The sequence below is a fragment of the Streptomyces sp. NPDC017991 genome, from assembly GCF_044328075.1.
GTDB lineage: Bacteria > Actinomycetota > Actinomycetes > Streptomycetales > Streptomycetaceae > Streptomyces.
Genome location: NZ_JBIRGP010000023.1, coordinates 49,436 through 73,548, shown reverse-complemented (window position 1 = coordinate 73,548; position 24,113 = coordinate 49,436). Strand labels below are relative to the sequence as shown.

The following is a 24,113-nucleotide window of genomic DNA, read 5'->3' as shown; positions in this document are numbered from 1 at the left end:
CCCGCGGAGCGGGTACCACATCGCTGCGCGATGTGCAAGCGGGGCGGTCGCTGCACTCCCGCTGGCCCACGCGATGCGTGGGCGCCTCCCTCCGCTGCGCTCCTGGAGGCAGTGGGGCCGGCCGCTGCGCGCCTGCCTGGCCGCGCGGTGCGCGGCCAGGCTGATCGGGTCCGTGGGTGCGACTAGTGGGGCCTCCAGTACGGGAGTTGGGGGAGCGCGGGGCGCTCCCGGCGGGTCCGCTGCGCTCCCCCGCCTGACGGTCCCTCCGGCTGGGTCTCTAGAACCGTTGGGGCCCGCTGGCGCGGGCCAGGCTGGCTGCGAGGGTGGGGGTCGCTCGTTCGTGTGAGTTCTAGTGTACCGCGCACATCGGGCTGATGCAGCATGTACCATTGGCAGAAACATCGGACACCTCCCCTCAGTCATCCCAACAGGCCACGTAACGAGATCAAAATGCTGAGGCGGTCGAAAGGTGCTCGCAAGAAGGAAAGTTCGCTGAGGAGACGTCATGGATTCGGGTAAAGCTGCTTTTTACGCTGCCATTATTGGATTCGCTGCTGCTGTTATCGGCGCTGGGGTTGGCGGATGGGCCAGCTATCGCGGCTCTAGGCATCAGGTAATTGGTGGGGCGAGGAGCGAACATGCGCACTGGTTACGTCAAGAGCGTCGCCTGGCTTACGGCCGCCTAATCCAGGCAACCATTAATTTTAGAATACATGAGATTGCCCTATTCAATAAGACGTTGAAGGCGCTCGACTCTTCGAGTTCACCACTTAAGGACGGTATTCTTTCGACCTGTTACAGCAAAGAAACTGATCTATTTTTAGAGGTAATTGTCGCAGTTGAAGAACTCAGCCTGTTCGGTCCTACCGCTGTTCGAGGTCAGGGCTTGGCGGTGAGTGAAGGCAGTCACAGGCTCGTGAAGGCCATGACGAGTGTCGCCACGTCATCTGGCGCAACGCGCGCGGCAGCAAAGCAGGAGTATAACAATGCTCGATCAGCGTTGGACACCAACCTAGGCACATTTATAAAACTATGTCGGGAAGATTTAGAAAGCCCTGTAACGCTTTAGATATTCGGAGATTAGCGCCAGAAATTCAACTCGGGAAGAGGACCCAGGAAAGGCATATATATGTCCGTTATTTCGCTCAATAAACATCAGATCGACCAAAAATCAGCTTTCCGTAAGTGGGTGGGCTTTCCTGCAAGATCATCTGTGCCACCGCGGGGTGCCCGGGGCACGATCGTGTCAGCGACAGGTTCGGGCAAGACGATCACGGCCGCTGCGTGCGCGCTGGAGTCGTTCGCGGACGGCCGGATCCTCGTGACCGTGCCGACCCTGGACCTGCTCGCGCAGACCGCCCAAGCGTGGCGGGCAGTGGGCCACCGGGCGCCGATGGTTGCGGTGTGCTCGCTGGAGAACGACGCGGTGCTGAACGAACTGGGGGTGCGGACCACCACGAACCCGATCCAGCTCGCCCTGTGGGCCGGGCACGGGCCGGTCGTCGTGTTCGCCACGTACGCCTCTCTCGTGGACCGCGAGGACATCGACGCGCCCGTGGGCCAGCGGAAGGTTCGCGGGCCGCTGGAGGCCGCTCTGGCGGGCGGGGAGCGGCTCTACGGGCAGCAGATGGACCGGTTCGACCTCGCGATCGTGGATGAGGCGCACGGAACCGCTGGTGATCTTGGCCGTCCGTGGGCGGCGATCCATGACAACGCCCGGATCCCGGCGGACTTCCGGCTCTATCTCACGGCGACCCCGCGCATCCTCGCTGCGGCCAGCCCGCAGAGGGGCGCCGGCGGCCAGGAGGCGGAGATCGCGAGCATGGCCGATGACCCGGAGGGCACGTACGGCGCGTGGCTCGCGGAGCTCGGGCTGAGCGAGGCGATCGAGCGGGAGATCCTCGCCGGGTTCGAGATCGACGTGCTGGAGATCCGCGACCCCTCCCCCGTTCTGGGGGAGTCGGAGGAGGCACGGCGGGGCCGGCGCCTGGCCCTGTTGCAGACCGCGCTCCTGGAGCACGCCGCGGCGTACAACCTGCGTACGGTCATGACGTTCCACCAGAAGGTCGAAGAGGCCCGCGCGTTCGCGGACAAGCTGCCCGAGACCGCTGCCGAGCTGTACCTGAACGACGCCTCCGACGCCGATCTGGCCGCCGCCGACAAGCTGCCGAAGTCCTCCATCGACGCGGAGTTCTACGAGCTGGAGGCCGGCCGCCACGTACCCCCGGACCGGGTGTGGTCGGCGTGGCTGTGCGGTGACCACCTGGTGGCCGAACGCCGGGAGGCACTGCGCCAGTTCGCCAACGGCATCGACGCGGCCGGCCGCCGGGTCCACCGCGCCTTCCTCGCCAGCGTTCGCGTCCTCGGGGAAGGCGTCGACATCACGGGCGAGCGGGGCGTGGAAGCCGTCTGCTTCGCGGACACCCGCGGCTCCCAGGTCGAGATCGTCCAGAACATCGGCCGCGCGCTGCGCCTCAACAAGGACGGCTCCACCAAGGTCGCCAGGATCATCGTGCCGGTCTTCCTGGAGCCGAACGAGGACCCGACCGACATGGTGGCCAGCGCCAGCTTCCGCCCGCTCGTAGCGGTCCTCCAGGGCCTCCGCTCGCACGATGAGCGCCTGGTCGAGCAGCTCGCCTCCCGCGCGCTCACCAGCGGCAAGCGCAAGGTGCACGTCCAACGGGACGACGACGGCCGGATCGTCGGGGCCGCCGGCGGCGAGCGCGACGGCGAGGACCAGGAGGACGACGACACGCAGGCCGCCGCCGAAGCCGCCCTCCTGCACTTCTCCAGCCCGCGCGACGCGGCGACCATCGCGGCGTTCCTCCGTACGCGGGTGTACCGGCCGGAGTCGCTGGTGTGGCTGGAGGGTTATCAGGCCCTGCTGCGCTGGCGGGCGGAGAACGAGATCACCGGCGTCTACGCCGTCCCGTACGACGTCGAGGTCGAGGTCGGGGCGACGAAGTCGTTTCCGCTTGGCCGGTGGGTGCACCAGCAGCGGAAGGCGCTGCGGGCCGGTGAGCTGGAGGAGCGGCGCAAAACGCTGCTGGACGCTCCGGAGGCCGGGATGCTCTGGGAGCCGGGCGAGGAGGCGTGGGAGGCCAAGCTGGCCGCCCTGCGGTCGTTCCGGCGGGCCACCGGGCACCTCGCGCCGCGTCAGGACGCGGTGTGGGGCGAGGGCGAAGCGATGGTGCCCGTCGGCCAGCACATGGCCAACCTCAGGCGGAAGGGCGCGAAGAACGGCCTGGGCAAGGACCCGCAGCGGGCCGCCGTGCGCGCGGCGCAGCTGACGGAGATCGACCCGGACTGGGACTGCCCGTGGCCGCTGAGCTGGCAGCGCCACTACCGGGTGCTCGCCGACCTGGTCGACGCCGACGGCGTCCTGCCCTACATCGCGCCGGGCGTCGTCTACGACGGCGACGACATCGGCACCTGGAGGTGGCGGCAGCAGGAACCGGGCACCTGGGCGCAGCTCCTGCCCGAGCAGCGCGAGCGGCTGACCGCGCTGGGCGTACGGGGCGCCTCCCTCGCCGTGACGGCCGCCGCCCCGGCGGAGCTCCCTCCGGCGCCGGCCGACGCGGCCAAGAACCCGAAGAAGGCCGGGAGCAAGGCTGAGGCGGCGTTCCAACGGGGCCTGGCCGCCCTGACGCAGTGGGTGGAGAAGGAAGGGCAGCGGCCCGTCCCGCGCAGCACGGTCGTGGAGTTCACGGTCGACGGCGAGGCGGAGCCGGTGCCGGTGAAGCTGGGGGTGTGGCTCTCGAACACCAAGTCGAGGCGCGACAAGCTCACGGGGGAGCAGCTCGCCGCCCTCGCCGCGCTGGGCATGGACTGGGCGGGCGCGGTCCTGGCGGTCGAGGCGGCCCCGGCGCAGCCCGCTCCGTCGGCGACCCCGGCGGAGCGGCAGCCGTGGGATCACCATGAGGAGTGCGACAAGACGCACTACGAAGGCGGGACCTGCACCTGCGACCTCATCGAGCGGTACGGACCGAACACCGAACGCGACGACTACTGACCCTGCTCCCGCACCGTGACCGTTCCCCGGGCCTTTGGAGGCCCGGGGAACGGCAAGCCAACCGTGCCTAGATTGCACGAAGCTCGGAGCTGATCCCCATGCCGTCAAGGTCGCTCACGAGCCTCCAGTAAACGTCGCTCTCGTAGAAGCTCGCTGCATCGCCGTTCCCCTCAACGGGGTCGATCTTGTCCATCTCGGGGACGTCGTAGGCCACCGTGTAACCGGCCTCCGCGTCGTTCCACTGGACCCGGACCACCATGTCCGCTGTGCCGATGTCGTAATTGTCGTTCCCGTAGTTCTTAGCGATGTACTCGAACGGGTACGTGAACGTATAGCTGTCGTCCTTCTTGATCGACCGCAGGTAGTCCAGCTCGTTCTCGAAGCCATAGTTGTTCGACTCACTCCACATGGAAGGAGCGTAGTGCTCTGCACCTCTGCCAGAGTCGACACCATGGGCCAGCAGGCAAAGCGCTCGTAGACCGCGGAGCCCGTAGACGGTGCCTCCGCCCGCGGTCCTGGAACACTTGGGTCATGCCACTCATCCGTGACCTCGTCCAAGCCGATTACTCGGTGGTGGAGGAACTGTTGTACTCGAACCATCTGGGAGGCGGCAGGTTCTACGACCCCGAGGGCCTGGACGTCGTCGTGGCCGAACTCCGCGGGTCTGTCGTCGGGGTCGCTGAGTTCCAGCTCCACTGCGACTTCGGGCACGACATAGGCCGGGAGGCGCATCCCGGCGAGCAGACGTTCGTCTTGACGATGGCCGTCGCTCATGCCGCTCGTCGCGGCGGGGTCGGTCGGGCGCTTCTCGCCGAGATCGCCCGCCGGGCCCAGGAAGCCGGCCACACGTTCCTGGCACTGGTGCCGCAAGACGGCGGCGATGCGGCTGACCGGCAGGCGTTCTTCCAGGCGTGCGGGTTCACGCTCTACGGCCCCGCCGGACCGGGCGCGGCGTGGGGCTGCCCGGTCTCGGAGATTCTCGCCGTGAAGGGCACGGCTGCCACCGCCGGTGAGTAACCCGCACTGGGCTGTGGCCTGAGCGGAACCGTGTCCGCCTTGCCGGTCGGGGAGTTGACCGGGCATGGAGAACATCACCACTGCGGCCGAATCCACGGTGTCCGGTGCCGTGATCGAGCAGTTGCTGTTCACCACCGACTGGCTCACGGGCGGGCGCGCCACCGCGAACATCGCCCTCACCGAGCAGGCGGACTACGCGTACAGGCTGGCGTACGCCCTGTCGGGCGGGGGCGAGCTCCATCCCGACGCGCACAGCGCCGCCGTCGCCGACCTCCTGCACAGCGTGGCGCCGGGCATCGTCGCATTCGCCCTGCACCACCTACGCCCGCTCCTGCCCGACCTCTCCGACGAACAGTGGGCCCGGGGCGACGCGGCCGCCGTCGAGCTGGATCTGCGTCTGCGCGAGGACCTCAGCGGCGCCAGCGTCATGCCGGAGGCCCCCGGGTCTCCCCTGGCACACGCTCCGCACACTCCCGGCGAGTAGGACAGGGGCATGGAGATCACGGTCGACGGCGAGGCGGAGCCGGTGCCGGTGAAGCTGGGCGTGTGGCTCTCGAACACCAAGAGCCGCCGGGACAAGCTCACCGCGGAGCAGCGCGCCGCACTGCGGGAACTGGGCGTGGAGTTGGCGTGACACTCCCGCTCCCTACGACACCGGCGCGAGAAGGCCCTCAGGCGCGGAAGTGAGAGTCAGCAGGCTGGAGTGGGCGGCGGTGTAGGTACGTACGTTCCGCTTTCGAGAGGCGTTCTTGGGGGCTGCCGGTTGTCGGCAGCCCTCGAATGGTCGTACGGGCTAGCGGGTCAATCCGGCGAAGAAGACAAGGGCGGCGCCTATACCGAAGGTGATGAACGACGTTTGGATATGCCGGTGCTTGGCCCATGCGATCTTGCTCGTGACGATGAGCTGACGGCTCAGGACCGGGAGGATGTCCGTGGTCTTCAGCGCGGTTGCGAGTTCGTCCGCCCGCCGGTGCTGGAGATGGCCGAAGTAGATGAAGTTTGAGGCGGCTTCCGCTTTGGCTTTTCGTCCTCGAAGGCGGGGAACTACGACCAGCATCGCGAAGACTCCGGACACAAGGATGAGGGCGGTTCCGCTCCAGAGAAGAGTGCGGGCGCCCCAGCCATGGAGATGAGCGAGGACGTGGTCGTCGGTTGACAGGGCGATGATGCCGGCTGTCGCTGCCGAGTCCAGCGTGAGTGCGAAGGATGCCTTGGCGTCTACCTTCGCTGTCCAGTTGCCGAGCTCTCCGTGAATGCGCCAGGCCGTCTCGATCGCCCGGTCCGTAGCCAAGTTCTGATCGGTCACAGTGACAACCAGTAGGTGGACCGGTAGATCGTCATCTGCTCGCCGCCGACAGCGTCCCGGTACGAGTTCCAGATGTTGGTCCCCTTGGAGACCTTCACCTTGTCCTGGAGCCTGTTGTAGACCTGGGCTGTGATGTACGTCCGGTAGCGGCCGGGTTGGCGGATGTCGCTGAGTTTGGCAGCAACGTTTGGGGCGCGCCCGATGGAGACCAGGTCACTGCTGCCGCGCACGCCGGCGCGAGAGATGAACGCCTCCCCCGAGGCGATGCCCACGCACATCCGTGGGATGTATCCGTCGCGCTCCAAGGTGGGGAGCTTGGCATACAGGGCAGGCTGGACGATCTCCTCCATGGCGTAGTTGATTCTCAGCGCGGCTCTCGCCGCGTTGGTGTTCTTGGAGCCGCCGATGAAGATGCCCATGACACGGTCGCCGTCATAGCTGCGGATCTCGCCCTCGCACGCCTTGATGATCGTCGAGGCGGTGCGCAGCGATGCGCGGATCACCTTGCCTGCGACGTGTGGGGTGAATTCGCGTGCCAGCTTCGTGGATCCCAGGAGGTCGGCGTAGAGGTACACGGCGTCCAGCTTGACCGCATCGTTGTTGTAGAGGCCCACATCGTCAGTACCTGGGACGACGTTGCCGTTCCGGATACTCCAGGGCTTGCCCACCATATTGTCCAGATCGGACCGAATTTTATCGCCGAGTGCCATGTGTAACCTTCTGTTGCTTACTGGGACTTGGTAGAAAATTAGCGGTCGAGACTGACAGCGCCTGACCCATGCCCGGGTTGCGCTGCGGACCGCACGCCCGGCGAAGCACACGCAGTCCTTCTTGGAAGCACCCGGAGGGGTTCCCCAGACTTCTTGGGGTTCGCTGTCAGTCCTGCCCGCGCGGTACGAGACGTGGGTGTACCGGTGGCGCGGGTGGCGCTTCGGGTTCGGCGGCGCGGGACCAGCCGTGGGCGTGCATGGTCTCGGTCTCCCAGTCCTCGAACAAACTGGGGCAGGATCCTGGGGTCACGGTGCCAGTCGAGGAAGGCGCGGGCGGCCGGCTTGTGGGCGTCACAGGCTGGACAGAGCTCTATTATGACGCCGGACACCCACGGGCCGCGCCAGTGCAGCGTGAGGCCGCCCCTGCAACGGGAACACGGCCACCAGGCCGGCTTCAGTGCCTCGTCATCGTCTCCGCGGCGCATGGCTTCCATGTGAGCGAGGTCGACGTCGGTGTAGTCGTCGAAGCTGCCGTCGATGTTGCCCATGCGGCAGAACGAGCCGTCGGCGTACGCCAGGTAGCGCCAGGAGAACGTCCTCATACAAGCCCCCTTCTTTCGGGGTGGACTGCGCGAATGGCCACGATCCGCCCGCCGGTTGATCAGCGTCAAGACACGTGCACGAACGAGATCCCTGGCTGGAACAGCGCGGGTTCGTGGCCGAAGAGACTGCCCCGCACTCGCGGGCACGGCGAGTACGGGGCAGCAAGCCGGGTATCGAGCTCTACGGCCAAATCCGCCTCCTCCGAGGAAGGCTGCTGGCAGCCAGTGGTCAGTCGTCGCGGGAGGCCGACTGGTCGTTTTCCTGTTCGCCGTTGCGGCGGTCCCACAGGGCGCCGGCCGCGTACATCGCGAGCGTGGCCAGCGCGCTGAGCTCGATGCCCTTGCTCACGACGCCATCAGCGGTCTCGCTGGAGAACGACAGCGTCATCGCGGACATCAAGACGACGGCCCCGATGAACAGAGCGAAGGTCTGGCGGCTCACTGTGATCGGAAGGTAGATGTCCGCGTCCGCGATGTCGCGAACCGTTGCGGCGAGATCGTCGGGCAGGGCGCCAGCAGGTTCGGCGGCCGTGGTCGCGTACGCGGATTGCGCAGCGTCCAGAGCCCGGTCCCGCTGTTCATGGGTGAGGTCTCGCCAGGTGTCCAGATCATTCAGCAGACGGTTCAACTCTGCGGTGTCGAAGGTCAGGTTGATGCTGTCGAGGGCGCGGATCTGCTCTACGGCGATCCCGCCCAGAGCAAGAAATGCGTCAGTGAGCTGGTCGCGCCAACTCCGGTCTGCCGCGGCCAGAACCTGGGACATCCGTTCCGCAGTGTCGAGCACCTGATCACGAATGCGGTCTGCCCCCAGGGCGAGAGCAGCATTGATTGTGGCCGCGTTGCCGGCGAGAACGTGGTTCACAGCGTCGATCGCGGGCCGCAGGGAGTCCAGGGCAGTTGCTGCCTGTCCGGCAGCATCCAGCGGCACGGGGAAGGCGTCGAAGGAATGCATACGGGCCAGCCTGTCACGAGGGTCTGACACTCCCCCCAGTCCGAGAACCCTCCGCGCAGGTGGAGGAACTCGCGGTCGAGGCCATGGCGCAGCAGCTGTCGGACGAGCGGGCCCGCAAAGCGGGGACGGCGTTCGTGGAGGTCGCACGGATGGATCCGCGGGCACGGCCCGACGTCCGCGATACGGGCTCCGTGGAGGAGATCCGGGAGGCGTTCGAACAGCGTGCTGGATCCAGTACCTGCCGCACGCCGCAGCGATCGAGGTCCGTGACATCGGATGGGCTGACTTTTGATCCCCTGGCTGACGCGAGATGCCCACCTCAGTGACACGGGATCGACCGGCCACTGACACGAGAGCAACACAGCGGCGGTTCAGCTCAAGCGGTAGACGAGGAGGGCGAGGCCGACGGCCGCGGCGCGATGTTGGTAGGCGCGTAGTCCGGGGGTGCGGGTTTGCGGGCATTGCGGTGCCAGTGTCCGGTGAGTGCGGCGAGGAACGCGGTGGTGCATCGGGGTTGCTGGCGGTGGCGGGGTGTTCCTGGAGTAGGCGGGCGATGTCTGCGGGCGCGTGTCTGGCTGGGTGCTGGAAGTGATGAACGGCGCCTGGACATTGCCCGTTGGTGGGCAGCACCTTGCGCCGAGGCGGAGGACAGTCGAGGCATCGGTACGAGGGGACAGATTCGACTGCGACGCCAGGAAGGGGAGCTCGCATGGAGAGCGGGGCCAGCGACGTGACAGAGGTCAACGCTCAGCAGCTCGCGCGGCTGCGAGCCATGAGCGCGGACATCACGGTGGAGTTGCAGCGGGCGGATACGAAGGCTGCTGCGCTGTGTGGGGCTGCCGGAGGGCTTTGGGCGACCGGCGTGACGGCGTTGTCCGTTCTTGATGCTTCGCCCTTTCCCGGTCTGGCGCTGTTGGTGGCGTCATTGCTTTTGACCGCAGCTTTGGGTGCAGCGTTGCGGGCTCTCCGTCCGATGCTGCCTCGTCGTGGTGCACAACATGGGCTGCTGGCAGCGGGACGCGGCGCGGGCGCAAGGCAGCTGGTGGCATCGCTGGCCGGATTGGACTGCGAGGGCCAACGGCGCATGGAGGAGCGTCGGCTGACGGTGATCGCGGTGTTGGCGCGGCGGAAGTTCAGGGCCGTTCGCCTCGCCGCGGATTTGGTGTCAGTTGCGCTACTGGTGGCCGGAATTGGGCTGTTGATCACCTACATGTCACCTTGAGATCATTCGGATGGCAACGAGATATATGGGGGGACTGTGTATCAGCCGCATATCACTGTGATGGGCGAGCATTTATGGTCTGCACTGCGTGATCTGGCGCCGAAGAGAGTGCGGCCGGCACGCAGTGTGCTGCTGCGTCAGGGGGATCCAGGGACTCATGTGATCCTGCTGGACTCTGGTTCCACTCTCATCACTCTGACGGGCACGGCCGGGGAACGGACGCTGCTGGCCGTACGCGGAGCGGGGGAACTGCTGGGCGAGTTGGCGGTGCTGGACTCCCAGCCGCGCAGCGCATCAGTGATCGCTGCAGAAGTCTGCTGTGTGCACATCATCCCGGCCCCGGACTTTCTTGCTTTCGTAGAGGAACACGACCTGGTGACCGTTTTGCTCAGGCATGCCATCACCCGCGTGCGGGAGGCGGAGACGGTACGCCTGGAGATGGCCACCGCGCCGGTGGCAGTGCGCCTGGCGTGCGCGCTGAGCCGGCTGCTGCAGGCCGCCTCCGCCGCAGGCAGTGGCTACATCGTGCGGCTGACGCAGACGGAGTTGTCGCAGATGATCGGTGCTTCCCGCAACGCCGTGGGGACGGCTCTGCGGCCCTGGCGCGAGCGGGGGTGGCTTGCGACGGAGGCTGCCGGCGGGCTGGTTGTGCGTGACATCGCCTCCATTCGTTCCCACGCCCTGACACAGGGGTGACCGACGGCACCGCCGGGCTGCCCACTGCTGGGCACCACCGCCCACGGGGCGCAGCCAGCATGAGGGCTCAACCCGCTGTCATGAGCCGGAAAGGGCCGTGCCGTGAATTCTGTCTTTGTGCCCGACGCCGACGATGTTCCGCCGGAGCATGCGTTGCTGGTGGTCGATATGAAGAACTACAGCCAGATCCCTGAGGCGAAGATGGCGCCCACCCGGGCCGACCTCGACGACATCCTGTCCACGGTCTTCGTCCAGTGCGGGATCAGCGATGCCGCACTGCTCGACAGTGCAGTCAAAGACCGTGGCGACGGGGCCATCTTCGTCCTTCCCTCCCGGCACGCAGCCCGGCTGGTCGATCCTCTGCTCGGCCACCTCAGGCTGGCGCTGGAGCGCCGCGAGCAGACGCGGCTGGCCAGCTCACCCAGCATCCGGCTGCGCGCCAGCATCCATGTCGGCCCGCTCGCTCCGCCCGAACACCGCGGGGACGCCGCCAACGACGCCTGCAGGCTCGTCGACAGTGACGCCGTCCGCGCGGCCATGACCGCTGCCGTCGACAACGGGCTGTATCTCGCCGCGGTGGTCTCCGACCCGGTGTTCCGGCGCACGGTCCGCGCAGAACGCACCAAGACGCTCACATCACGCCACCTTCGCCAGGCGACGGCCCGCGTCGAGGGCAAGGACGGATTCCAGGAGACGTGCTGGCTCCACGTTCCCGGGCTCCCCCCGTCCGTCCTCGACCCCTACCTCGACACCGACCCCGGCCAGACACTCCCCACCGGCGAGGAAGGACCCGGCACGCCACCGGACGACACCAGCTCCGCAGCCGTCAAGGACGACCCAACGGCACCGGTGCGCCAGCGCGGCAAGGCCACCGGCAAGTCCCGGCTGATCCAGGTCGGCCGCGACTACAACACCGGCCCGGAGCAGCAGTCATGAGCGCCGCGGAAGAGCCCGACACGGGCCACCTGCAGAGCGCAGAAGCCAGCGGCCACGCGCGCGTGACACAGGTCGGCCGCGACTACACCGAGCACCACCACCGCTATGTACGGGGCTGGCAGTACCTGCGCGGTTCCCGCGTGGATGCGGCCGAGATGGAGTTAGCCGAACATGCCTTCGTCGATGCCGTCGGCCCCAGCGGCAACAAACAGGCAGCGCAGACCATCAGCGCCCTGACCCGCCCTTTCCGGCGCAGTCCAGTGGTCGTACTGCGGGGCGAGGCCGGCGTCGGACGACGCACGACTGCCCTGCATGTGCTGCGCGGTGCGGGGGTACCGGCCGAGCGGATCCGCTGGCTGTCACTGGACTGGGACCAGCCCCGCACCGAGCAGATCCCCACCGCCAAAGGGCACGGCTTCATCCTGGATCTGACCCGCAGCCAGGAACTGGACGAGGACTTCTACACCGGGCTCGCCGACTACCAGAAGGCGGCTGAAGAGACCGAAGCCTTCTTGATCATTCTTACTGGCAGCGGCAACTGGAACCCCGGGCCCATGGCCACGGTGCCCGTGGTCACCCTGGTTCGCCCACCGGCGGTGCAGATCGCCCAGGCCCACCTGCGCCGTCACGCCGAGGACCGGGTGGACTGGCTGACGCGTCCGGAGCTGAACACGCTGCTGGCCAACGGTGCTTCGCCAGCCGATGCCGCTCGTCTCGCCCGGCTCGTCGCGGACGCCGACGATGACGGTCAGGATGCGGTCCGGGAGGAGTTCACCGGCTGGAGCGACCATCTGACGCAGTGGTTCAAGCAGCACAGCACCCCTGAGGACATCTCCGAACGCGCGCTGCTGATCGCAGCTGCCCTGCTGGAAAACGTTCCCGCCGACGTCGTACTGGAGGCCGCTGACCGGCTTTTCGCAGAGGTCGGCGGCATGCTGCCGACGGGCGGCGCGCTGGCCGGCCGCGATCTGCGGCTACGGCTGGACTCCGTCAAGGCCTCCACCGTCGACGACGAGCGCATCTCGCTGGATGCCGACCGACACGGTCTGTCCGAAGCGGTCCTGAGGCATGTCTGGCAGGAGCGCCCACAGCTGCGCAGTGTCCTGTTGACGTGGGCCTCGCAGATCAGCGCACCACACGGTGCCGCCGTGCGGCACCTGCGGCGCATCGCCGACTGCCTGGTGCGGCTGTCACTGCTGCCCGGAGGGTCGACCGTCCAGGGGGTGGTGAGCAACTGGATTGACACCGGCGGCCCCGCGCACCGGCAGCTGGCCGTGGAGGTGCTGGAGAAAATGGCGCTGCACCCGGACACCGGGGTAGGCATCCGCAAGCTGCTCTACTCATGGGCGCAGGCAAAGACCTCCAGCGAGGAAACCCTTACCGCCGTCGCGGAGATCTGTGCCGGCCGACTCGGCCGCGAATATCCCCGGATCGCTCTGACCCGGCTACGGGTGCTGGCCTCACGGGCCGACGGCCTGGCCCGCAAGGCGGTCGCAGACGCGGTGCAGGCCTTGGTGGACGCCCCCGAACAGCGCCTGCTAATCCTTTCGGAGATCGTCAGCTGGGCCGAATCCACCAATGACACCACGGCCGGGGCCGGAGCGACCACATTCTTGGCCCTGACCGACATCAGCAGTGAGAGTCTCTTTCCCCTGCCCACGCAGCAGGAACCCGCTGATCACGAAGGCGACGTCCGCACCGGTGACCTGTTCGTGCGTGGCTGGCGGGCCGCCCTGCGGGAGGCGACGACAACCGTGGCCGCTCACAGGCAGCTCGCCGCCTGGCTGGACACGGCCAAATTGTCGGACGAGCAGGTTCTGCCTGTCGTGGCCGCGGTGCTACGCGGCAACCTCCACCAAGCCGGTGCCGCCGAGCTTTTGGTGGGCAGCCCCGACACCTCACCGCTGGGGCGTACACGGCGCAAGAAGCTGCTCGACCAGTTGCTCACCGAACAGAGGTCTGCTCTGCCCGCCACGCCTGCCCTCGAGCCCGGGCCCGGCGGTACCGACGACCTCACGCCGGCGTGAGTCTGCTGCCCTGGCGCCGCGCGGACGCCCCGCCCCTCTCGGGCGGGGCCGATGCCGCCGCAGCCTATCCGCTCGCCGTGCACGGCGAGCGGATGGCCAGTACCCACACCGGCGCCCTGTTCTCAGTCCGCATCAACGGCGCCTGGCGCAGGACGCCCGCCAGCGCCCCAGCCCACCACGAACCTGCCGCCGTGGCGCGCAACCATCTGCGCCAGCAGACCGCAGCCGTTCTGCGAAAGCACTGCGTACTGAACCTGCCAGCCGCCGAAGACGCCGCCAACACGGCCATCGGCACCTGGAGCTGCCCCATGGAGGGGCTGGAAGTCACCGGCACCGTACATCTCAGCACCACAGCCCACGACTGTGCCCTAGCCCAAGAACACATCCGCCGCCGCCAGGCGGCAGACCTCGCCCACGAGGCAGAACTGCACCGGCTCACCCACCTCCAGGCCCTCCTCGCCGACCGCGATCTGCGCCGGGTGTGGTGGATCGCCCAGTTTCCCGGCCGCTTCAGCGAATGCGACGCGCTGCAAAAGGCACTCCAGGATCTGCCGTCACCGCACGATGCCGAAGGAGAGGAAGACGGCATCCGCAGGGACATCCGGCGATTCACCGACCAGCTCCTGACCGACCTGCACACACCCCAGCAACGCGACCTTTTCCTCACCGCCCTCATCCAGACCCTGCGTGCCCTGGGCCACGACGAGCTCACCGCAGCCGCCGCCGCCTTCCAAAGCCGACCCGCACCCAGGAGCGAACCCATATGAACGTCCGCACCCGACGATGGCTCCTGGCACCCCGGCGGCAACTGCGCACCCGTCGGCTCATGCACCGGCACGGGCCGGCCCTGCCCTACGACACCGCCTGGGCACTGATCACCTTGCATGCCACACCAGACGAAGCCGCAGTCGTGCGTATCTGGGTCCGTGAGAACTCAGGCGGGCCACCCGGCATCCACTACGACAACTGGCAGGAGCTGAGCCACGACGAACAGCAACGCCGGCGCTCCTGGCTGCAGCGCCACGGCCGCTCCCCCATCCAACTCCTGGACCTCGAAGTCAGCCTCGTCCTCAGCACAGGCCTCCACGTCCTCGACTGGAGCCTGCCACCCGAACGCAGCGCGCAGTGGGCCCCGGCCTCCCAACCCCGATCCGACGACACACCACAGTCCTGAACCGTTCTGGGTTCGGTAGAGATGGTATGCCCCGGATCTGATGGAGTCGGGTTGCTGGACAATTGACGATCCAGCAGCCTTCGGAGGCCGTGGTGCCACGCAGCTATCCGCCCGAGTTTCGCCGCAAGGTCCCCGATCTCGTCGCATCCGGAAGGAGAATCGCCGAGGTTGCCCAGATTCTCGGGATCAGTGACCAGACGATCTATGTCCGGCGGCGCCAATACCTCATCGATACAGGGCAGTAGCCTGAAGCCAAGCAACCCGACTCCACCCAACTCGGGACAGTCCGGAGTCTCTATCGAACACGGGGCGGTTCAATACGGCCCTTATCGGGGTCGGTGGAGGTGGTCCGACGGCCGCGCAGGTCGTAGTCGTACGTCCAGACCGCCCCGTCCGGACCGGTCATCTTCTTGAGCTGGCCGCCGGGTGCGTACTCGTACAGGGTGCGGGTGTAGTCGCTACCGGTGGGGACGGGGCCGCCGTATTCACGGTGCTCGGTGACCCGGCCGCAGGCGTCGACGGTTGTCAGGATGCCGGTGCCGCCCTCAGCGGCGGTGACGGCGGTGCGGTCGCCTTGCTCATCGGTCTTGGTGCGCCACTTTTCCTGGTCGTAGACCCACATCAGCCCGTACGCTGTCCAGGTCACCGGCGCCAGCCCGGGCGCGCGGCACCACGAACGGCATCGTCATCGCCCCCTGCACCAGCAACGCGACCCCCGGTATCCACCACGAGCGGCTTGGCACCCCTCGCGCACCCCGTATCCCCGTCACGGTTCCTCTCCGTAGCGGGCACACGCGACCGACGACGTCACATGCACAACTGCCGTAACACGCGCGGTTGCTGAGGTGTCATCACCCGATGCACAGGGCTGGCCCGGGTCACCTCCCGTGCCGCACACTGTCCTGCACGTGATCGAGACGCCACGGCGGGGGACGACGTGCTGGACGTAACGCTGAGACTGCTCACCGACGACGCCACCGGCCAGGCGGGCAACGCCCCCACCACCGACGAAGACCTGTCCCTCCTGCGCCGAGGCCTGGTCGCCGAGCCCGAACTGCGCGGCCGGGTGAGCCTGATACCCAGGGTTCCCGAGAAGGGGCAGATGGGCTCCGGCATCGAACTGCTGGCCATCGCCATCAGCAGCAGCGGCGCCGTCACCGCCCTCGTACGCTCGCTCCCCGCGCTGCTCAAGGCGCGGCGGGCAGCGGCAACGGTGGAGCTCACGCTGCCCGACGGCCGCAGCGTGAAGGTCACCGCCGACTCCGCCGACGACGCCCGGACCCTCCTCGACACCGCGCTGCGCGACCACCGTCAGCCGTGACCCTCCGACTGCCGGACCCCCGGGGTTCCCGCGCGGTCCTCATCGGCACCTCCCGCTACGACAGCGACCTGCCGGACCTCCTCGCCGTACGCAACAACCTGGAGGTCCTGCAGGAGCTGCTGACGTCCGACGCTTTCGGCGGCTTCCTGAGCGGGCGCTGCACGGTCGTGCAGGACGCCCCGGACCCGCGCCCGGTCTGCGCCACGATCCGCGAGGCCGCCATGACGGCCACCGACACTCTGCTCGTCTACTTCTCCGGCCACGGCGTCCTCAACGACAAGCTGCTCCTGCATCTCGCGCTGACCGGCACGAACGAGAGCGATCTGCGCTGGACGTCCATCCCGTTCGACGCTATCCGGGAGATCCTCGAGGACTCGCCCTGCCTCAACAAGATCCTGATCCTCGACTGCTGCAACAGCGGCCGCGTCCTGGACACGCTCATGGGCACCCCGACCGAGCCGGCCGAAGCCCTGGCCATCCGGGGCACCTACATCCTCACGTCCTCCGCGAACGCTCCCTCCTACGCTCCGGTGGGCGAGCGCTACACCGCCTTCACCGGCGAGTTCCTCCGCCTCCTGCGCGACGGCCTCCCGGGCGGCCCCGACCTCCTCACTCTCAGCGCGCTCTACGACCCGCTGACGAAGTCCCTGGCCCGCAGGGGCTACCCGGAGCCGCGCCAGCAAAGCTCGGACGGGCACGCGCGGCTGGGGCTGGCGCGCAATAGGGCGGCGCCCCTGCCGGCCGGGGTGAAGGCCGGGGGCGGTACGGAGGACGAGGGGGAGAGGGCGCCGGACCGCCGCCCCGCGAGCGGTGAGATCCGGTTCGGGCCCAGTCTCACCTATCACCGGCTCCGCAACTGGGTCGTGGGAGCGCCACTCTCCGTCGGCCTGTTGCTGCTGGGCAAAGCGCTGTTCCCCGACGAGGACAAGAACGTCGACCCGGCCGACTGGCGCCATTGGGTCACGATTCTCGCGTTCGTGGGCGCCGTCACACTGTTCTGGGCCCTCTGGGTGCGGAATCCGGCCGGCTACGCGCTGGTGCTGAGTCCGGACGGCATCGAGCTGCGGTACGGGGTCTCCGAACACTTCTCGTACCCGTGGCACGGGATCAGCCGGTGCTGGCTGCGGCAGCGGCCCCCGGGCCGGCTGCGGGGGCGCGGATACGACCTGATGCTCCGGCCCATGCCCGGAGTTTTCGCGCACACGGGGAGCCGGAGGTCCCCCGGACCTCACCAGGAGGACACCGAGGGTATCCTCCGATTCGCGGATCTGCGCAGGCTCAGGACGACCCCGGAAGCCGTCGAGGCCGCGCTCGCCCTCTACGCCGGAACGGCCTGGGCCCCCAGTCCCGGCATCGCCACACATCCGGCGCCGGCCACCGCGAACGAGCAGGTCTTCACAGCCGACCGTCGCGCGCTCGCGGCTATGGCGGTGCTCTGCGCGACCCAGGGTTTCGACACCGCCCCCCTCGGTGTGCTCGTCCGGCCCACGGACATCCTGACGGAGTACGTATCGCTGGCCCTGTGCGCGTTCTTCCTGGGCACGGCCTGGTTCGCCGCCTCGCGATGTATCCGTCCCGTTCGCCTGACGGTCGGAGCAGCCGGGCTCACCCTGACACGGGGCGAGCTGAAGATCGCGTACGCCTGGACGGAGATCGAGCGGATCGGCGTAGTGAACTGGCCGCGAGGGATCCCCTATCCAGGTCTCCTGGCGGTTCGGCCCACCGGGAGCATGGAGGGCCGAGTCGACCGTACGAACAGGCTGTTGCCGAGACTGGTGCCGGGAGCCCTGACCCTGTGCGTCCTGCCAGAGGTCGTACTCGACCGGCAACTTCTGGAGGCCGCGCTCTCGCGGTTCGCCGACGAGGAACAGCTCGCGCTGCCGAGCGAGGCGTGGTTGCGTACGCGGCCCGACGCGCCGCCCCTGCCCGTCATCGGCCGCACCTTCCGCGGTCGCCACCGGGAACACATCTTCGCCGTCGTGGGCGCGGCATGCTTCGTCCCGTTCGCGATCGGTGTGCTGGCGACCGACAGGGCGCGACCGCCCGACTGGCTTCCGGTGGTGATGGACGCGCTGCTGTTCCCGTTCTTCGTCTTCGGCTACGCGGCGTACTTCCTCACCGGCAGACACCACGTCCACATCCATGTGGGCCCGGCCGGACTGACCTTGCGGGCCTGGCTCCTGGGCAGACACCAGCTCCACATCCCCTGGGGGGACATCGACCGCGTCGGCATCGTGGCCCGCGCAGATCCGAAGGAACACGCCCTCGTCCTGTGGCCACGCCACGGCGCCGTGATCCCGCAGGCGCTGTGGCTGCGTGTCCGGCGTCAACACGGCGGTCTGCGCCTGCTGATCCTGGAGGAGTACGGCATCAAGGCCCCACCGGAGGATCTGGACCAAGCGATAACCCGCTACGCAGGCCGCCGCCACACCCGTATGGCACAGCTCCGTCAGACGGCACCGAAGAAGAAGTGACCCGCCTTTCGCCGGCTGCGCTCAGCGGACACCCGGCGGCGGTGCCGTACTCCGTCGCCGCACGAGCCGCGTCGGGACGAGCGTCGTCCCGTACCCGCCTTCTTCGACGCCCCCCACGCCCTCACACCCTCCCGCATCTTGCTGAGCACCTCCTCCGCACACAGCCGCCCCACCCCGGCGAAGTCCTGATGGACGGTGGTGAGGGCCGGCAGGAAGGACGTGGGCTCGGGGATGTTGTCGAAGCTGAGTCTTGCCCCGAACGACGACGAGGAGCGCTCCGGACGGACCTGGGGCCAAAGAATATGGTTCCGGGTACCGGCCTGGTGGGCGCTGGGGCCCCAAGGGCGAACAGCAGCAGCACTCCTCGCCCGGTTGGAGAAGCTGACCTGGGACGAAGTCCTCACCCTGCGCCGCTCCTACGACAAAGCATGGCCGACCGATCGCGAAGACCCCGCCTGGTACGAGGCACAAGACCTCGCCGCGAGCGCCGACCGGGTCACGCTGAAGAACGCCCTGATCAAGCACACCGAAACAGCACTGGCCCGAACAGCCCGCTCCCACAGCAAACGCGTCCAGGGCTTCTCGGACGAACAAAAAGCCGTGTGCTTCGCCGCCACGGCCCTCGCAGTCGAAGACCTCTCCCCCAGCCTCGCCCACCGTCTCCTCGGACCACTCCGCCTCGCACTCGGCGACGTCCACACCTACCCCGTCCCCTCATGGGCCGACAGCCTGTAACCCAAGGCGAACTGCAGACCAGTCGTGATCAGCCCAGATCCGTAGCCGTGGGCACAGAAGCAGTAGCAGTAGCAGTAGCAGTAGCAGGGTGACGCCCCCAGCGAACTCACTGCCAAGCAGAGGTCACCGTCTGAGCGTCGGGACCCGGTTCAAGAAAGGCGGCACATCACCACCGAACCTGCACCCTGCTCACCCCAGATGACACGACCTGTCACCCAACCAGCTACCTGACAAACCCGCAGGCCATATCCCTGCTCCAGCGCAACGCCCTCAACCACTGCAGCCACCGCGCCACTACAATCCCTCGCCCACAGACGCACCACAACCTGATCAGCACAGGCCAGACCACCACCTACCGATCAGAAAAACCGCTCCTGGACACCGCCCTCGCAGCCCTGGGTGTGCCTTGGGCAAAGGCCGCAGCGGTGCCGGCACCGTCCAGCCCGGCGGTGGACGACAGTTCCGTCCAGCCTTCGCCGTCGGACGCGTAGGCGCAGGAGGACCACGACCAGGGCGACACCGTGACGGAGGAAGAGCGCCAGGTGGCGCGGATGCAGCGCATCAACGAGCTGGTGCGCAATCACACCAAGGCCGAACTGCTGCGCATGGCCTACGCGGGCGGCCTGATTCCGTACAACAACCCCGAGAAGTGGAGCAAGGACGAAATCGCCTCCACCATCGTCGACACCGAGTTCCGCACCGCCGACCAGCCCGCGCCGGCCCCGCCCGACGCAGTCACCCCACGTCCCGTCCCGGCGAAGCCGCTGCCTCAGGCTTCTGCCCAGGTCAAGGGTGCAACGTGCTCGTTGTTTCACTGCCCGTGTTGCTGCCGGACGCTGCCGCGCCGTTCTGGCCGTCCTCGGCGAGTGCCTCCGGGATGAAACGGGAGTAGCTCTCGCGCAGGTGCTGCGTGACGCGGTCGTCGGTGGCCTCGTAGTTCAGCTGACGCTGGAAGAACAGCAGTTTCTTCTCCGCCGTATTCAGGATCTCGCCCCAACTCTTGACCCAGACTTCGTAGTCGTGGTGGTCGTCGGCGAGGCCTTCCGGTTTTTCCTTCTGCCGGATGTCGCGAAGGATCTTGTCCGAGTATTCGTAGGTGATCAGGTAGAAGCGCCATTTGCAGTCGACTCCGCTGTACTGCGGATCGTCGACGATGGCGCGGGCGTAGCCCTTAATCTGGTCGAGCTCCTTCTTCCCCACCTTGACGTTGGGGCGCTTGAGTTCGATGACGAGCCGTTCGGTGGAGCTGTCGTCGCGTCGGCTACGGAACATCAGAATGTCCACCCGGCCAGTGCGCCCGTCCGGCTGCGTGACGGTGTCGAGCCGGTTCTCCAGGACGATGTCCTCACCAAGTTGGTCTTCCAGGTGAGCCTGGAGCACGTTGGTGAGACCGACTTCGTTCATGGTCATGTTCCAGTCTTCACCGAACAGCCAGAGGTTCTTGGCGATCATGGGGTGAAGCTGATCGACTTCACGCAAGTCCTTGCGGAGATGAGGGTCGGCGAGGATCTTCCTCAGCGCGCCGATGAAGTTCAGGCGGTTGGTGACGGTGGTGGCGGCCTCGATGACATGGGTCAGGTCGGTGCTGTCCAAGAGGTTTTTCAGGTGCCGGCGGTCTTCGTCGCTGAGTGCCAGGACCTTCGCCAGGATGGTGTGGAGGTCGCCGGGGCTGCTTTCCAGCGCGGTCTGGATGAGACTCACGGAGAGCCGGCGAGCTGCGCCCTTGGTCGGGAGGGCGTCGCGGGCGACGGTCACCACGACGTCGAAGGTCTGGCGCTCGATCGCCTGTGTACCGCTGGCGGGCGGCCCTGCGTAGGGGTAAATGCCTTCGGCCTTCAGCTGCCGCACCACAGCTGCGGAGATCTGCGCACCGCGTAGGGAGAGGTGCTCCTGGACAGCCGTGGCAGCCGCATCCAGGAGGCCGCCGTGGGACATGGGTAGGCCGTGCAGGTCTTCGACGGAGATGTCTTTGAACAGGTTGGACCGCAGGTAGGGCGTGAAGCTGACGATGCTGTCGGACCACTCCCGGCCCTGTTCGTACAAGGCGATGCCATCGGCGTTGCAGATGAGCATCCTGCGGTCGCTCATCCGCTGGTTCCACTCCACGAAGGTCACGACGGGGGCCGGGTCCTCCTGGCTGTACTCCTCTGACAGGTTCAGCGGCAGATCGATGGGTTCACCGACGATGATGTCGCTGGGATCCAGCCGCCTGCCGTCAAACGTCACGCAGACGTCCGGGTAGGCCCTGAGGTAGAACGCCAGCTTCGCGGTGAGATTCGCAGCAGCGTCATCACGCTCCAACCGCCGCAGGGTCTTGCCCTGGGGAACATCGATGCGAACCGTGGTACCGGTCCGGTCACGGGCGGGCTCCGTCTTTTCGGCCCGCCAGACGGTGGAGTGGTCGGCGTTGCCGCTGACCCAGACCCCCACAAGACCGCCGTCGACCTCAGCCACCGACTCCCAGGTGAGCCGGTCGCCCAAAGCAAGGGCGAACAGGCGCCCCTCGCCGTTGCGGCCATGCAGGATGCGCGTGTTGCCTTCGGTGTGCGTCTTGCCGGTCTTCCAGGTTTCGCCATACCCCGCGAACGCGGAGCGGGCCCGCTCCGGCGTCATGCCGTCACCGTTGTCGCTCACCACGATCTGAGTGATTGCCTCCCACTCACGGCGCAGCTCAACATCGACCAGCGTGGCATTCGCGTCCAGGGCGTTCCATACCAACTCTGCCACAGCGTCGATCTGGGGCTTCTTCTTGAACTGAAGGATCTTTCCCTCGCCGACCGACAGCTGGAACTCAGCCGGATGCGGCCCCGCTTGCGACGGCACGGCGGCACTCGCCATCTCTACCCCAACTCCGCTGCGAGAAGGGCCTTCTGCGTCGTGTTCCCCCATAGGCATGCGCAGACCGTACCCGTTACGCACGCTTAGTTACATATCGCGTACGCAAGGCGGGCCCTGGCCCTGCCAGCCGCTGCCTCAGGCTGGGCGAACAGCGACTCGAGGGGGCTCGTGGTCGGGTGCAACCACGAGATCGACCGCTGCTGGCCGCAGCCGCCCAGGTGGGGTACCGGATGGGTGGCAGGCATGCGGTGTGACGTGGCAGCTGCCGGAACCGATGCTGACCACGCCGTACCAGCGCCCGATCTGCGGCCACCTCCAGGTCGCGGACAATCAGAGGTGCTTCACCGATGCCCAGCCGCGGTCGCCGTTCTCGGTCTCCGCCAGTTCACCGAACTGAACGATGTCCCAATGAACAAGACGGTCACGCAATGCCTGAAAGCGGCGGGCCAGCTCCCAGACTGCCTCGCTGCCCGTATGCGCAATCTCGGGTCGCGTCATGCCATGGGCGCCCTTCAGGGTCAGCCAGGACTGAACCTCAGGATCGAATATCCAGTAGCCGTGCAGAAACCGATTACGGAACCGGAAGCCTTCCTCGGCCAGGTCAAGGTCCTGCACGAGCGACGCGCGGCGCGTTGCAGGAACTGCTGAGTCACCGAGCTCCTCCAGCGTTTCTCTGCACTGCCGGATCAGAGCCCCGCCGGTGGCGATGGCCTGCGCGGTGTAAGCCCTGGCGATCTCCGCGAGATGGACGTAGATGCCGTGCAGGACGTACTCGACTGCTGCCGCTTCGCGAGCAACGAGCCCCAGTCCCACTGTGATCGCGAGTTCTTCCTCATCCATCCCATCGATCAAGCCAGGGGCGGGGGGCTCGAACCCAATCAGGGCCAGCGTGGGGTGTTGAGGCTCTTGCACGGCAACTCCGGAAGTGCGGCTGACATGGCGTGGTGCTGACTCGCAAAGGGGCTGAAGGGTTGTACGGCTTACTCAGAGCCCCAGCCGTTCCAGGAGATCCCGGCGGCTTGCGTCTGCACCAGGTCGTCGGGGAGGCGCGCCAGTGGCGCCTTCAGGCGCACCATCGGTCGCAATCGGGCCCGGCTCAGCGGTCCACGGCGGGCAGGTGGGCCAGACCGGTGTCGTTCATGATGCGGTCGACGGTCTCGTGCAGGGCGCTGTCGGCGCCGATGACGGTCTCGATGCTGCCGGGCAGCAGATCGCGTTCCCGGTACCAGTCGCGCAGTTGCCTCTCGTCGACGTCGTCGGCGATCGGTTTGGTGGCGTGCCGGGCGACGGTTCCGCCGAACGGCACGTCCAGGTAGTAGCCGTGGGTCGGGCCGCGGTGGTCGGTGCGCAGCTGGGCGAGCATGTCGCCGTAGTGGTCGGCGTAGAGGATGCCTTCGAGGACGACGTGATAGCCGGCGTCCAGGGCGTAGCGGGCGGTCAGGTCGATCAGGCCGATGTTCGCGGCGCCGGGCCGGTCGCGCTCGCGGAGCACGATACGGCGGAGGTTGTCCTGGCCGACCAGGGCCAGGCCGCGGCCGAACCGCTCACGCAGGCTAGCCGCCACGGACGACTTCCCTGAGGCACTGTTGCCGCGGACCACGACCAGTCGGGATTCTTCGCTACCCATCATCACGGCGGTCACGTTATCGACGGCCGGTGACAACGCCGGGGCATTCCGGGGCGGGACCCGCTTCGACGCCCGGACAGGTGACTTCTCGCGTACGCGAGCACGGCACTCCTACTCGGACCCGAGCAGGCCGCCGCCCGGCTCCGGATGCGCCGTGCTGACTTCGACCACATGGTCCAGCTCGGTTGGGTCCGCTCCCCGCCGTCGATCGAGGTCCAGTTCGGCACGAGCCGGGCCGGGGCCGTCGACGTCGCTTTACACCACGGCGTCCGTCGACGCGGTCGTCCCTGCCCACCCGGAGGTCGACTGAGAGCATCTGCGCTCAATCGAGAAAGGCCGGCACTCCCCGCTTGCCTCGCTGAAGCCGGCCCCGGCCCCGGTACCCGCCTGAGCCTGCGAGTGCCGGTACAGCACTGTTCCCCCGCCCGCCGCGTCCCAGCGTCCAGGAGGGCGGCCAGGGCACG

Annotated in this window: 25 protein-coding genes and 2 pseudogenes; 17 read left to right on the top strand and 10 right to left on the bottom strand. The window is 67.5% G+C overall.

Going from position 1 to position 24,113, the window contains the following annotated elements:
- Window positions 1-505 precede the first annotated feature (505 nt).
- Both ACH4DZ_RS42500 and ACH4DZ_RS42495 read left to right on the top strand, forming a co-directional pair.
- Entirely contained in the window at window positions 506-1,069 is a 564-nt protein-coding gene (locus ACH4DZ_RS42500; RefSeq protein ID WP_398294841.1) for a hypothetical protein, read from the top strand.
- Between the two features lie 60 nt (window positions 1,070-1,129).
- The gene (locus ACH4DZ_RS42495; protein WP_398294839.1) at window positions 1,130-4,012 is read left to right on the top strand and encodes a Helicase associated domain protein; all 2,883 of its coding nucleotides are present in this window, start codon (window positions 1,130-1,132) and stop codon (window positions 4,010-4,012) included.
- 67 nt (window positions 4,013-4,079) lie between these two features.
- Here the strand turns inward: ACH4DZ_RS42495 and ACH4DZ_RS42490 are convergent, their stop codons facing one another.
- Window positions 4,080-4,421, bottom strand: coding sequence for a hypothetical protein (locus ACH4DZ_RS42490; RefSeq protein ID WP_398294837.1), 342 nt, complete (start codon window positions 4,419-4,421; stop codon window positions 4,080-4,082).
- A 122-nt stretch (window positions 4,422-4,543) separates the two neighbouring features.
- On the opposite strand from ACH4DZ_RS42490, the gene ACH4DZ_RS42485 reads away from it, so the two are divergent.
- The 3 genes from ACH4DZ_RS42485 to ACH4DZ_RS42475 all read left to right on the top strand — a co-directional run bounded on the left by ACH4DZ_RS42485 (window position 4,544) and on the right by ACH4DZ_RS42475 (window position 5,663).
- Window positions 4,544-5,029, top strand: coding sequence for a GNAT family N-acetyltransferase (locus tag ACH4DZ_RS42485; RefSeq protein WP_398294835.1), 486 nt, complete (start codon window positions 4,544-4,546; stop codon window positions 5,027-5,029).
- A 64-nt stretch (window positions 5,030-5,093) separates the two neighbouring features.
- The gene (locus tag ACH4DZ_RS42480; RefSeq protein WP_398294833.1) at window positions 5,094-5,513 is read left to right on the top strand and encodes a hypothetical protein; all 420 of its coding nucleotides are present in this window, start codon (window positions 5,094-5,096) and stop codon (window positions 5,511-5,513) included.
- Window positions 5,514-5,522: 9 nt separating this feature from the next.
- Window positions 5,523-5,663, top strand: a complete 141-nt coding sequence (locus tag ACH4DZ_RS42475) for a helicase associated domain-containing protein (RefSeq protein ID WP_398294831.1) — start codon at window positions 5,523-5,525, stop codon at window positions 5,661-5,663.
- A gap of 159 nt (window positions 5,664-5,822) precedes the next feature.
- Here ACH4DZ_RS42475 and ACH4DZ_RS42470 read toward each other — a convergent pair whose 3' ends face one another.
- The 4 genes from ACH4DZ_RS42470 to ACH4DZ_RS42455 all read right to left on the bottom strand — a co-directional run bounded on the left by ACH4DZ_RS42470 (window position 5,823) and on the right by ACH4DZ_RS42455 (window position 8,599).
- Entirely contained in the window at window positions 5,823-6,335 is a 513-nt protein-coding gene (locus tag ACH4DZ_RS42470; RefSeq protein WP_398294829.1) for a Pycsar system effector family protein, read from the bottom strand.
- On the bottom strand, window positions 6,332-7,045 hold the full coding sequence (locus ACH4DZ_RS42465) for an adenylate/guanylate cyclase domain-containing protein (protein ID WP_398294827.1): 714 nt from the start codon (window positions 7,043-7,045) through the stop codon (window positions 6,332-6,334). The genes ACH4DZ_RS42470 and ACH4DZ_RS42465 overlap by 4 nt, the downstream gene beginning before the upstream one ends.
- Window positions 7,046-7,083: 38 nt before the next feature.
- A complete protein-coding gene (locus tag ACH4DZ_RS42460; RefSeq protein ID WP_398294849.1) occupies window positions 7,084-7,530 on the bottom strand; it encodes a DUF6300 family protein in 447 nt (148 codons plus the stop codon).
- Window positions 7,531-7,876: 346 nt separating this feature from the next.
- Window positions 7,877-8,599 carry a hypothetical protein gene (locus ACH4DZ_RS42455; RefSeq protein WP_398294825.1) on the bottom strand — a complete coding sequence of 241 codons (723 nt, stop codon included), beginning with the start codon at window positions 8,597-8,599 and terminating at the stop codon, window positions 7,877-7,879.
- 709 nt (window positions 8,600-9,308) lie between these two features.
- On the opposite strand from ACH4DZ_RS42455, the gene ACH4DZ_RS42450 reads away from it, so the two are divergent.
- The 7 genes from ACH4DZ_RS42450 (at window position 9,309) to ACH4DZ_RS42420 (ending at window position 14,899) form a co-directional block, all read left to right on the top strand.
- Window positions 9,309-9,821 (top strand): Pycsar system effector family protein, encoded by a 513-nt coding sequence (locus tag ACH4DZ_RS42450; protein WP_398294823.1) that lies wholly within the window; start codon window positions 9,309-9,311, stop codon window positions 9,819-9,821.
- A 60-nt stretch (window positions 9,822-9,881) separates the two neighbouring features.
- On the top strand, window positions 9,882-10,517 hold the full coding sequence (locus ACH4DZ_RS42445; protein WP_398294847.1) for a Crp/Fnr family transcriptional regulator: 636 nt from the start codon (window positions 9,882-9,884) through the stop codon (window positions 10,515-10,517).
- Between the two features lie 102 nt (window positions 10,518-10,619).
- Complete coding sequence (locus ACH4DZ_RS42440; RefSeq protein ID WP_398294822.1) at window positions 10,620-11,453, top strand: hypothetical protein; 834 nt, start codon at window positions 10,620-10,622, stop codon at window positions 11,451-11,453.
- Window positions 11,450-13,480 (top strand): hypothetical protein, encoded by a 2,031-nt coding sequence (locus ACH4DZ_RS42435; protein WP_398294820.1) that lies wholly within the window; start codon window positions 11,450-11,452, stop codon window positions 13,478-13,480. Before ACH4DZ_RS42440 ends, ACH4DZ_RS42435 begins: the two co-directional genes overlap by 4 nt.
- Window positions 13,477-14,247, top strand: a complete 771-nt coding sequence (locus tag ACH4DZ_RS42430; protein ID WP_398294818.1) for a hypothetical protein — start codon at window positions 13,477-13,479, stop codon at window positions 14,245-14,247. Before ACH4DZ_RS42435 ends, ACH4DZ_RS42430 begins: the two co-directional genes overlap by 4 nt.
- Window positions 14,244-14,654, top strand: a complete 411-nt coding sequence (locus ACH4DZ_RS42425; protein WP_398294816.1) for a hypothetical protein — start codon at window positions 14,244-14,246, stop codon at window positions 14,652-14,654. The genes ACH4DZ_RS42430 and ACH4DZ_RS42425 overlap by 4 nt, the downstream gene beginning before the upstream one ends.
- Before the next feature lie 62 nt (window positions 14,655-14,716).
- Window positions 14,717-14,899 (top strand): helix-turn-helix domain-containing protein, encoded by a 183-nt coding sequence (locus ACH4DZ_RS42420; protein ID WP_398294814.1) that lies wholly within the window; start codon window positions 14,717-14,719, stop codon window positions 14,897-14,899.
- A gap of 50 nt (window positions 14,900-14,949) precedes the next feature.
- On the opposite strand, the gene ACH4DZ_RS42415 is transcribed toward ACH4DZ_RS42420, so the two are convergent.
- Window positions 14,950-15,300: an RHS repeat domain-containing protein gene (locus tag ACH4DZ_RS42415; protein WP_398294812.1), complete on the bottom strand. Its 351-nt coding sequence runs from the start codon at window positions 15,298-15,300 to the stop codon at window positions 14,950-14,952.
- A gap of 291 nt (window positions 15,301-15,591) precedes the next feature.
- On the opposite strand from ACH4DZ_RS42415, the gene ACH4DZ_RS42410 reads away from it, so the two are divergent.
- Together ACH4DZ_RS42410 and ACH4DZ_RS42405 are read left to right on the top strand one after the other, a co-directional pair.
- The gene (locus ACH4DZ_RS42410; RefSeq protein WP_398294810.1) at window positions 15,592-15,975 is read left to right on the top strand and encodes a hypothetical protein; all 384 of its coding nucleotides are present in this window, start codon (window positions 15,592-15,594) and stop codon (window positions 15,973-15,975) included.
- On the top strand, window positions 15,972-18,449 hold the full coding sequence (locus ACH4DZ_RS42405) for a caspase family protein (protein WP_398294808.1): 2,478 nt from the start codon (window positions 15,972-15,974) through the stop codon (window positions 18,447-18,449). The genes ACH4DZ_RS42410 and ACH4DZ_RS42405 overlap by 4 nt, the downstream gene beginning before the upstream one ends.
- A gap of 21 nt (window positions 18,450-18,470) precedes the next feature.
- Here ACH4DZ_RS42405 and ACH4DZ_RS42400 read toward each other — a convergent pair.
- Window positions 18,471-18,697, bottom strand: a pseudogene (locus ACH4DZ_RS42400) (substrate-binding domain-containing protein); the annotation flags it as partial.
- Between ACH4DZ_RS42400 and ACH4DZ_RS42395 the strand changes: the two are divergent.
- Together ACH4DZ_RS42395 and ACH4DZ_RS42390 are read left to right on the top strand one after the other, a co-directional pair.
- The gene (locus ACH4DZ_RS42395) at window positions 18,681-19,184 is read left to right on the top strand and encodes a hypothetical protein (RefSeq protein ID WP_398294806.1); all 504 of its coding nucleotides are present in this window, start codon (window positions 18,681-18,683) and stop codon (window positions 19,182-19,184) included. The pseudogene ACH4DZ_RS42400 and the gene ACH4DZ_RS42395 sit on opposite strands and share 17 nt — an antisense overlap.
- Window positions 19,185-19,705: 521 nt before the next feature.
- Window positions 19,706-20,065, top strand: coding sequence for a hypothetical protein (locus ACH4DZ_RS42390; RefSeq protein WP_398294804.1), 360 nt, complete (start codon window positions 19,706-19,708; stop codon window positions 20,063-20,065).
- Here ACH4DZ_RS42390 and ACH4DZ_RS42385 read toward each other — a convergent pair.
- The 3 genes from ACH4DZ_RS42385 to ACH4DZ_RS42375 form a co-directional block, all read right to left on the bottom strand.
- Window positions 19,971-22,022, bottom strand: coding sequence for an ATP-binding protein (locus tag ACH4DZ_RS42385; protein ID WP_398294802.1), 2,052 nt, complete (start codon window positions 22,020-22,022; stop codon window positions 19,971-19,973). The genes ACH4DZ_RS42390 and ACH4DZ_RS42385 overlap by 95 nt on opposite strands.
- A gap of 330 nt (window positions 22,023-22,352) precedes the next feature.
- Window positions 22,353-22,862: a hypothetical protein gene (locus tag ACH4DZ_RS42380; protein ID WP_398294800.1), complete on the bottom strand. Its 510-nt coding sequence runs from the start codon at window positions 22,860-22,862 to the stop codon at window positions 22,353-22,355.
- Window positions 22,863-23,118: 256 nt separating this feature from the next.
- On the bottom strand, window positions 23,119-23,652 hold the full coding sequence (locus ACH4DZ_RS42375; RefSeq protein ID WP_398294845.1) for an AAA family ATPase: 534 nt from the start codon (window positions 23,650-23,652) through the stop codon (window positions 23,119-23,121).
- 111 nt (window positions 23,653-23,763) lie between these two features.
- On the opposite strand from ACH4DZ_RS42375, the pseudogene ACH4DZ_RS42370 reads away from it, so the two are divergent.
- Window positions 23,764-24,040: pseudogene (locus ACH4DZ_RS42370) on the top strand (hypothetical protein); the annotation flags it as partial.
- Between the last annotated feature and the right edge of the window lie 73 nt (window positions 24,041-24,113).

Bases quoted from the DNA above. Each gene is read 5' to 3' on its own strand.
- ACH4DZ_RS42445 (WP_398294847.1), top strand. From the start codon at position 9,882: ATGGGCGAGCATTTATGGTCTGCACTGCGTGATCTGGCGCCGAAGAGA.
- ACH4DZ_RS42395 (WP_398294806.1), top strand. From the start codon at position 18,681: ATGTTGTCGAAGCTGAGTCTTGCCCCGAACGACGACGAGGAGCGCTCC.
- ACH4DZ_RS42480 (WP_398294833.1), top strand. From the start codon at position 5,094: ATGGAGAACATCACCACTGCGGCCGAATCCACGGTGTCCGGTGCCGTG.
- ACH4DZ_RS42500 (WP_398294841.1), top strand. From the start codon at position 506: ATGGATTCGGGTAAAGCTGCTTTTTACGCTGCCATTATTGGATTCGCT.
- ACH4DZ_RS42380 (WP_398294800.1), bottom strand. From the start codon at position 22,862: ATGGATGAGGAAGAACTCGCGATCACAGTGGGACTGGGGCTCGTTGCT.
- ACH4DZ_RS42425 (WP_398294816.1), top strand. From the start codon at position 14,244: ATGAACGTCCGCACCCGACGATGGCTCCTGGCACCCCGGCGGCAACTG.
- ACH4DZ_RS42435 (WP_398294820.1), top strand. From the start codon at position 11,450: ATGAGCGCCGCGGAAGAGCCCGACACGGGCCACCTGCAGAGCGCAGAA.
- ACH4DZ_RS42490 (WP_398294837.1), bottom strand. From the start codon at position 4,421: ATGTGGAGTGAGTCGAACAACTATGGCTTCGAGAACGAGCTGGACTAC.
- ACH4DZ_RS42460 (WP_398294849.1), bottom strand. From the start codon at position 7,530: ATGCGCCGCGGAGACGATGACGAGGCACTGAAGCCGGCCTGGTGGCCG.
- ACH4DZ_RS42375 (WP_398294845.1), bottom strand. From the start codon at position 23,652: ATGATGGGTAGCGAAGAATCCCGACTGGTCGTGGTCCGCGGCAACAGT.
- ACH4DZ_RS42485 (WP_398294835.1), top strand. From the start codon at position 4,544: ATGCCACTCATCCGTGACCTCGTCCAAGCCGATTACTCGGTGGTGGAG.
- ACH4DZ_RS42465 (WP_398294827.1), bottom strand. From the start codon at position 7,045: ATGGCACTCGGCGATAAAATTCGGTCCGATCTGGACAATATGGTGGGC.
- ACH4DZ_RS42455 (WP_398294825.1), bottom strand. From the start codon at position 8,599: ATGCATTCCTTCGACGCCTTCCCCGTGCCGCTGGATGCTGCCGGACAG.
- ACH4DZ_RS42475 (WP_398294831.1), top strand. From the start codon at position 5,523: ATGGAGATCACGGTCGACGGCGAGGCGGAGCCGGTGCCGGTGAAGCTG.
- ACH4DZ_RS42495 (WP_398294839.1), top strand. From the start codon at position 1,130: ATGTCCGTTATTTCGCTCAATAAACATCAGATCGACCAAAAATCAGCT.
- ACH4DZ_RS42450 (WP_398294823.1), top strand. From the start codon at position 9,309: ATGGAGAGCGGGGCCAGCGACGTGACAGAGGTCAACGCTCAGCAGCTC.
- ACH4DZ_RS42385 (WP_398294802.1), bottom strand. From the start codon at position 22,022: ATGGCGAGTGCCGCCGTGCCGTCGCAAGCGGGGCCGCATCCGGCTGAG.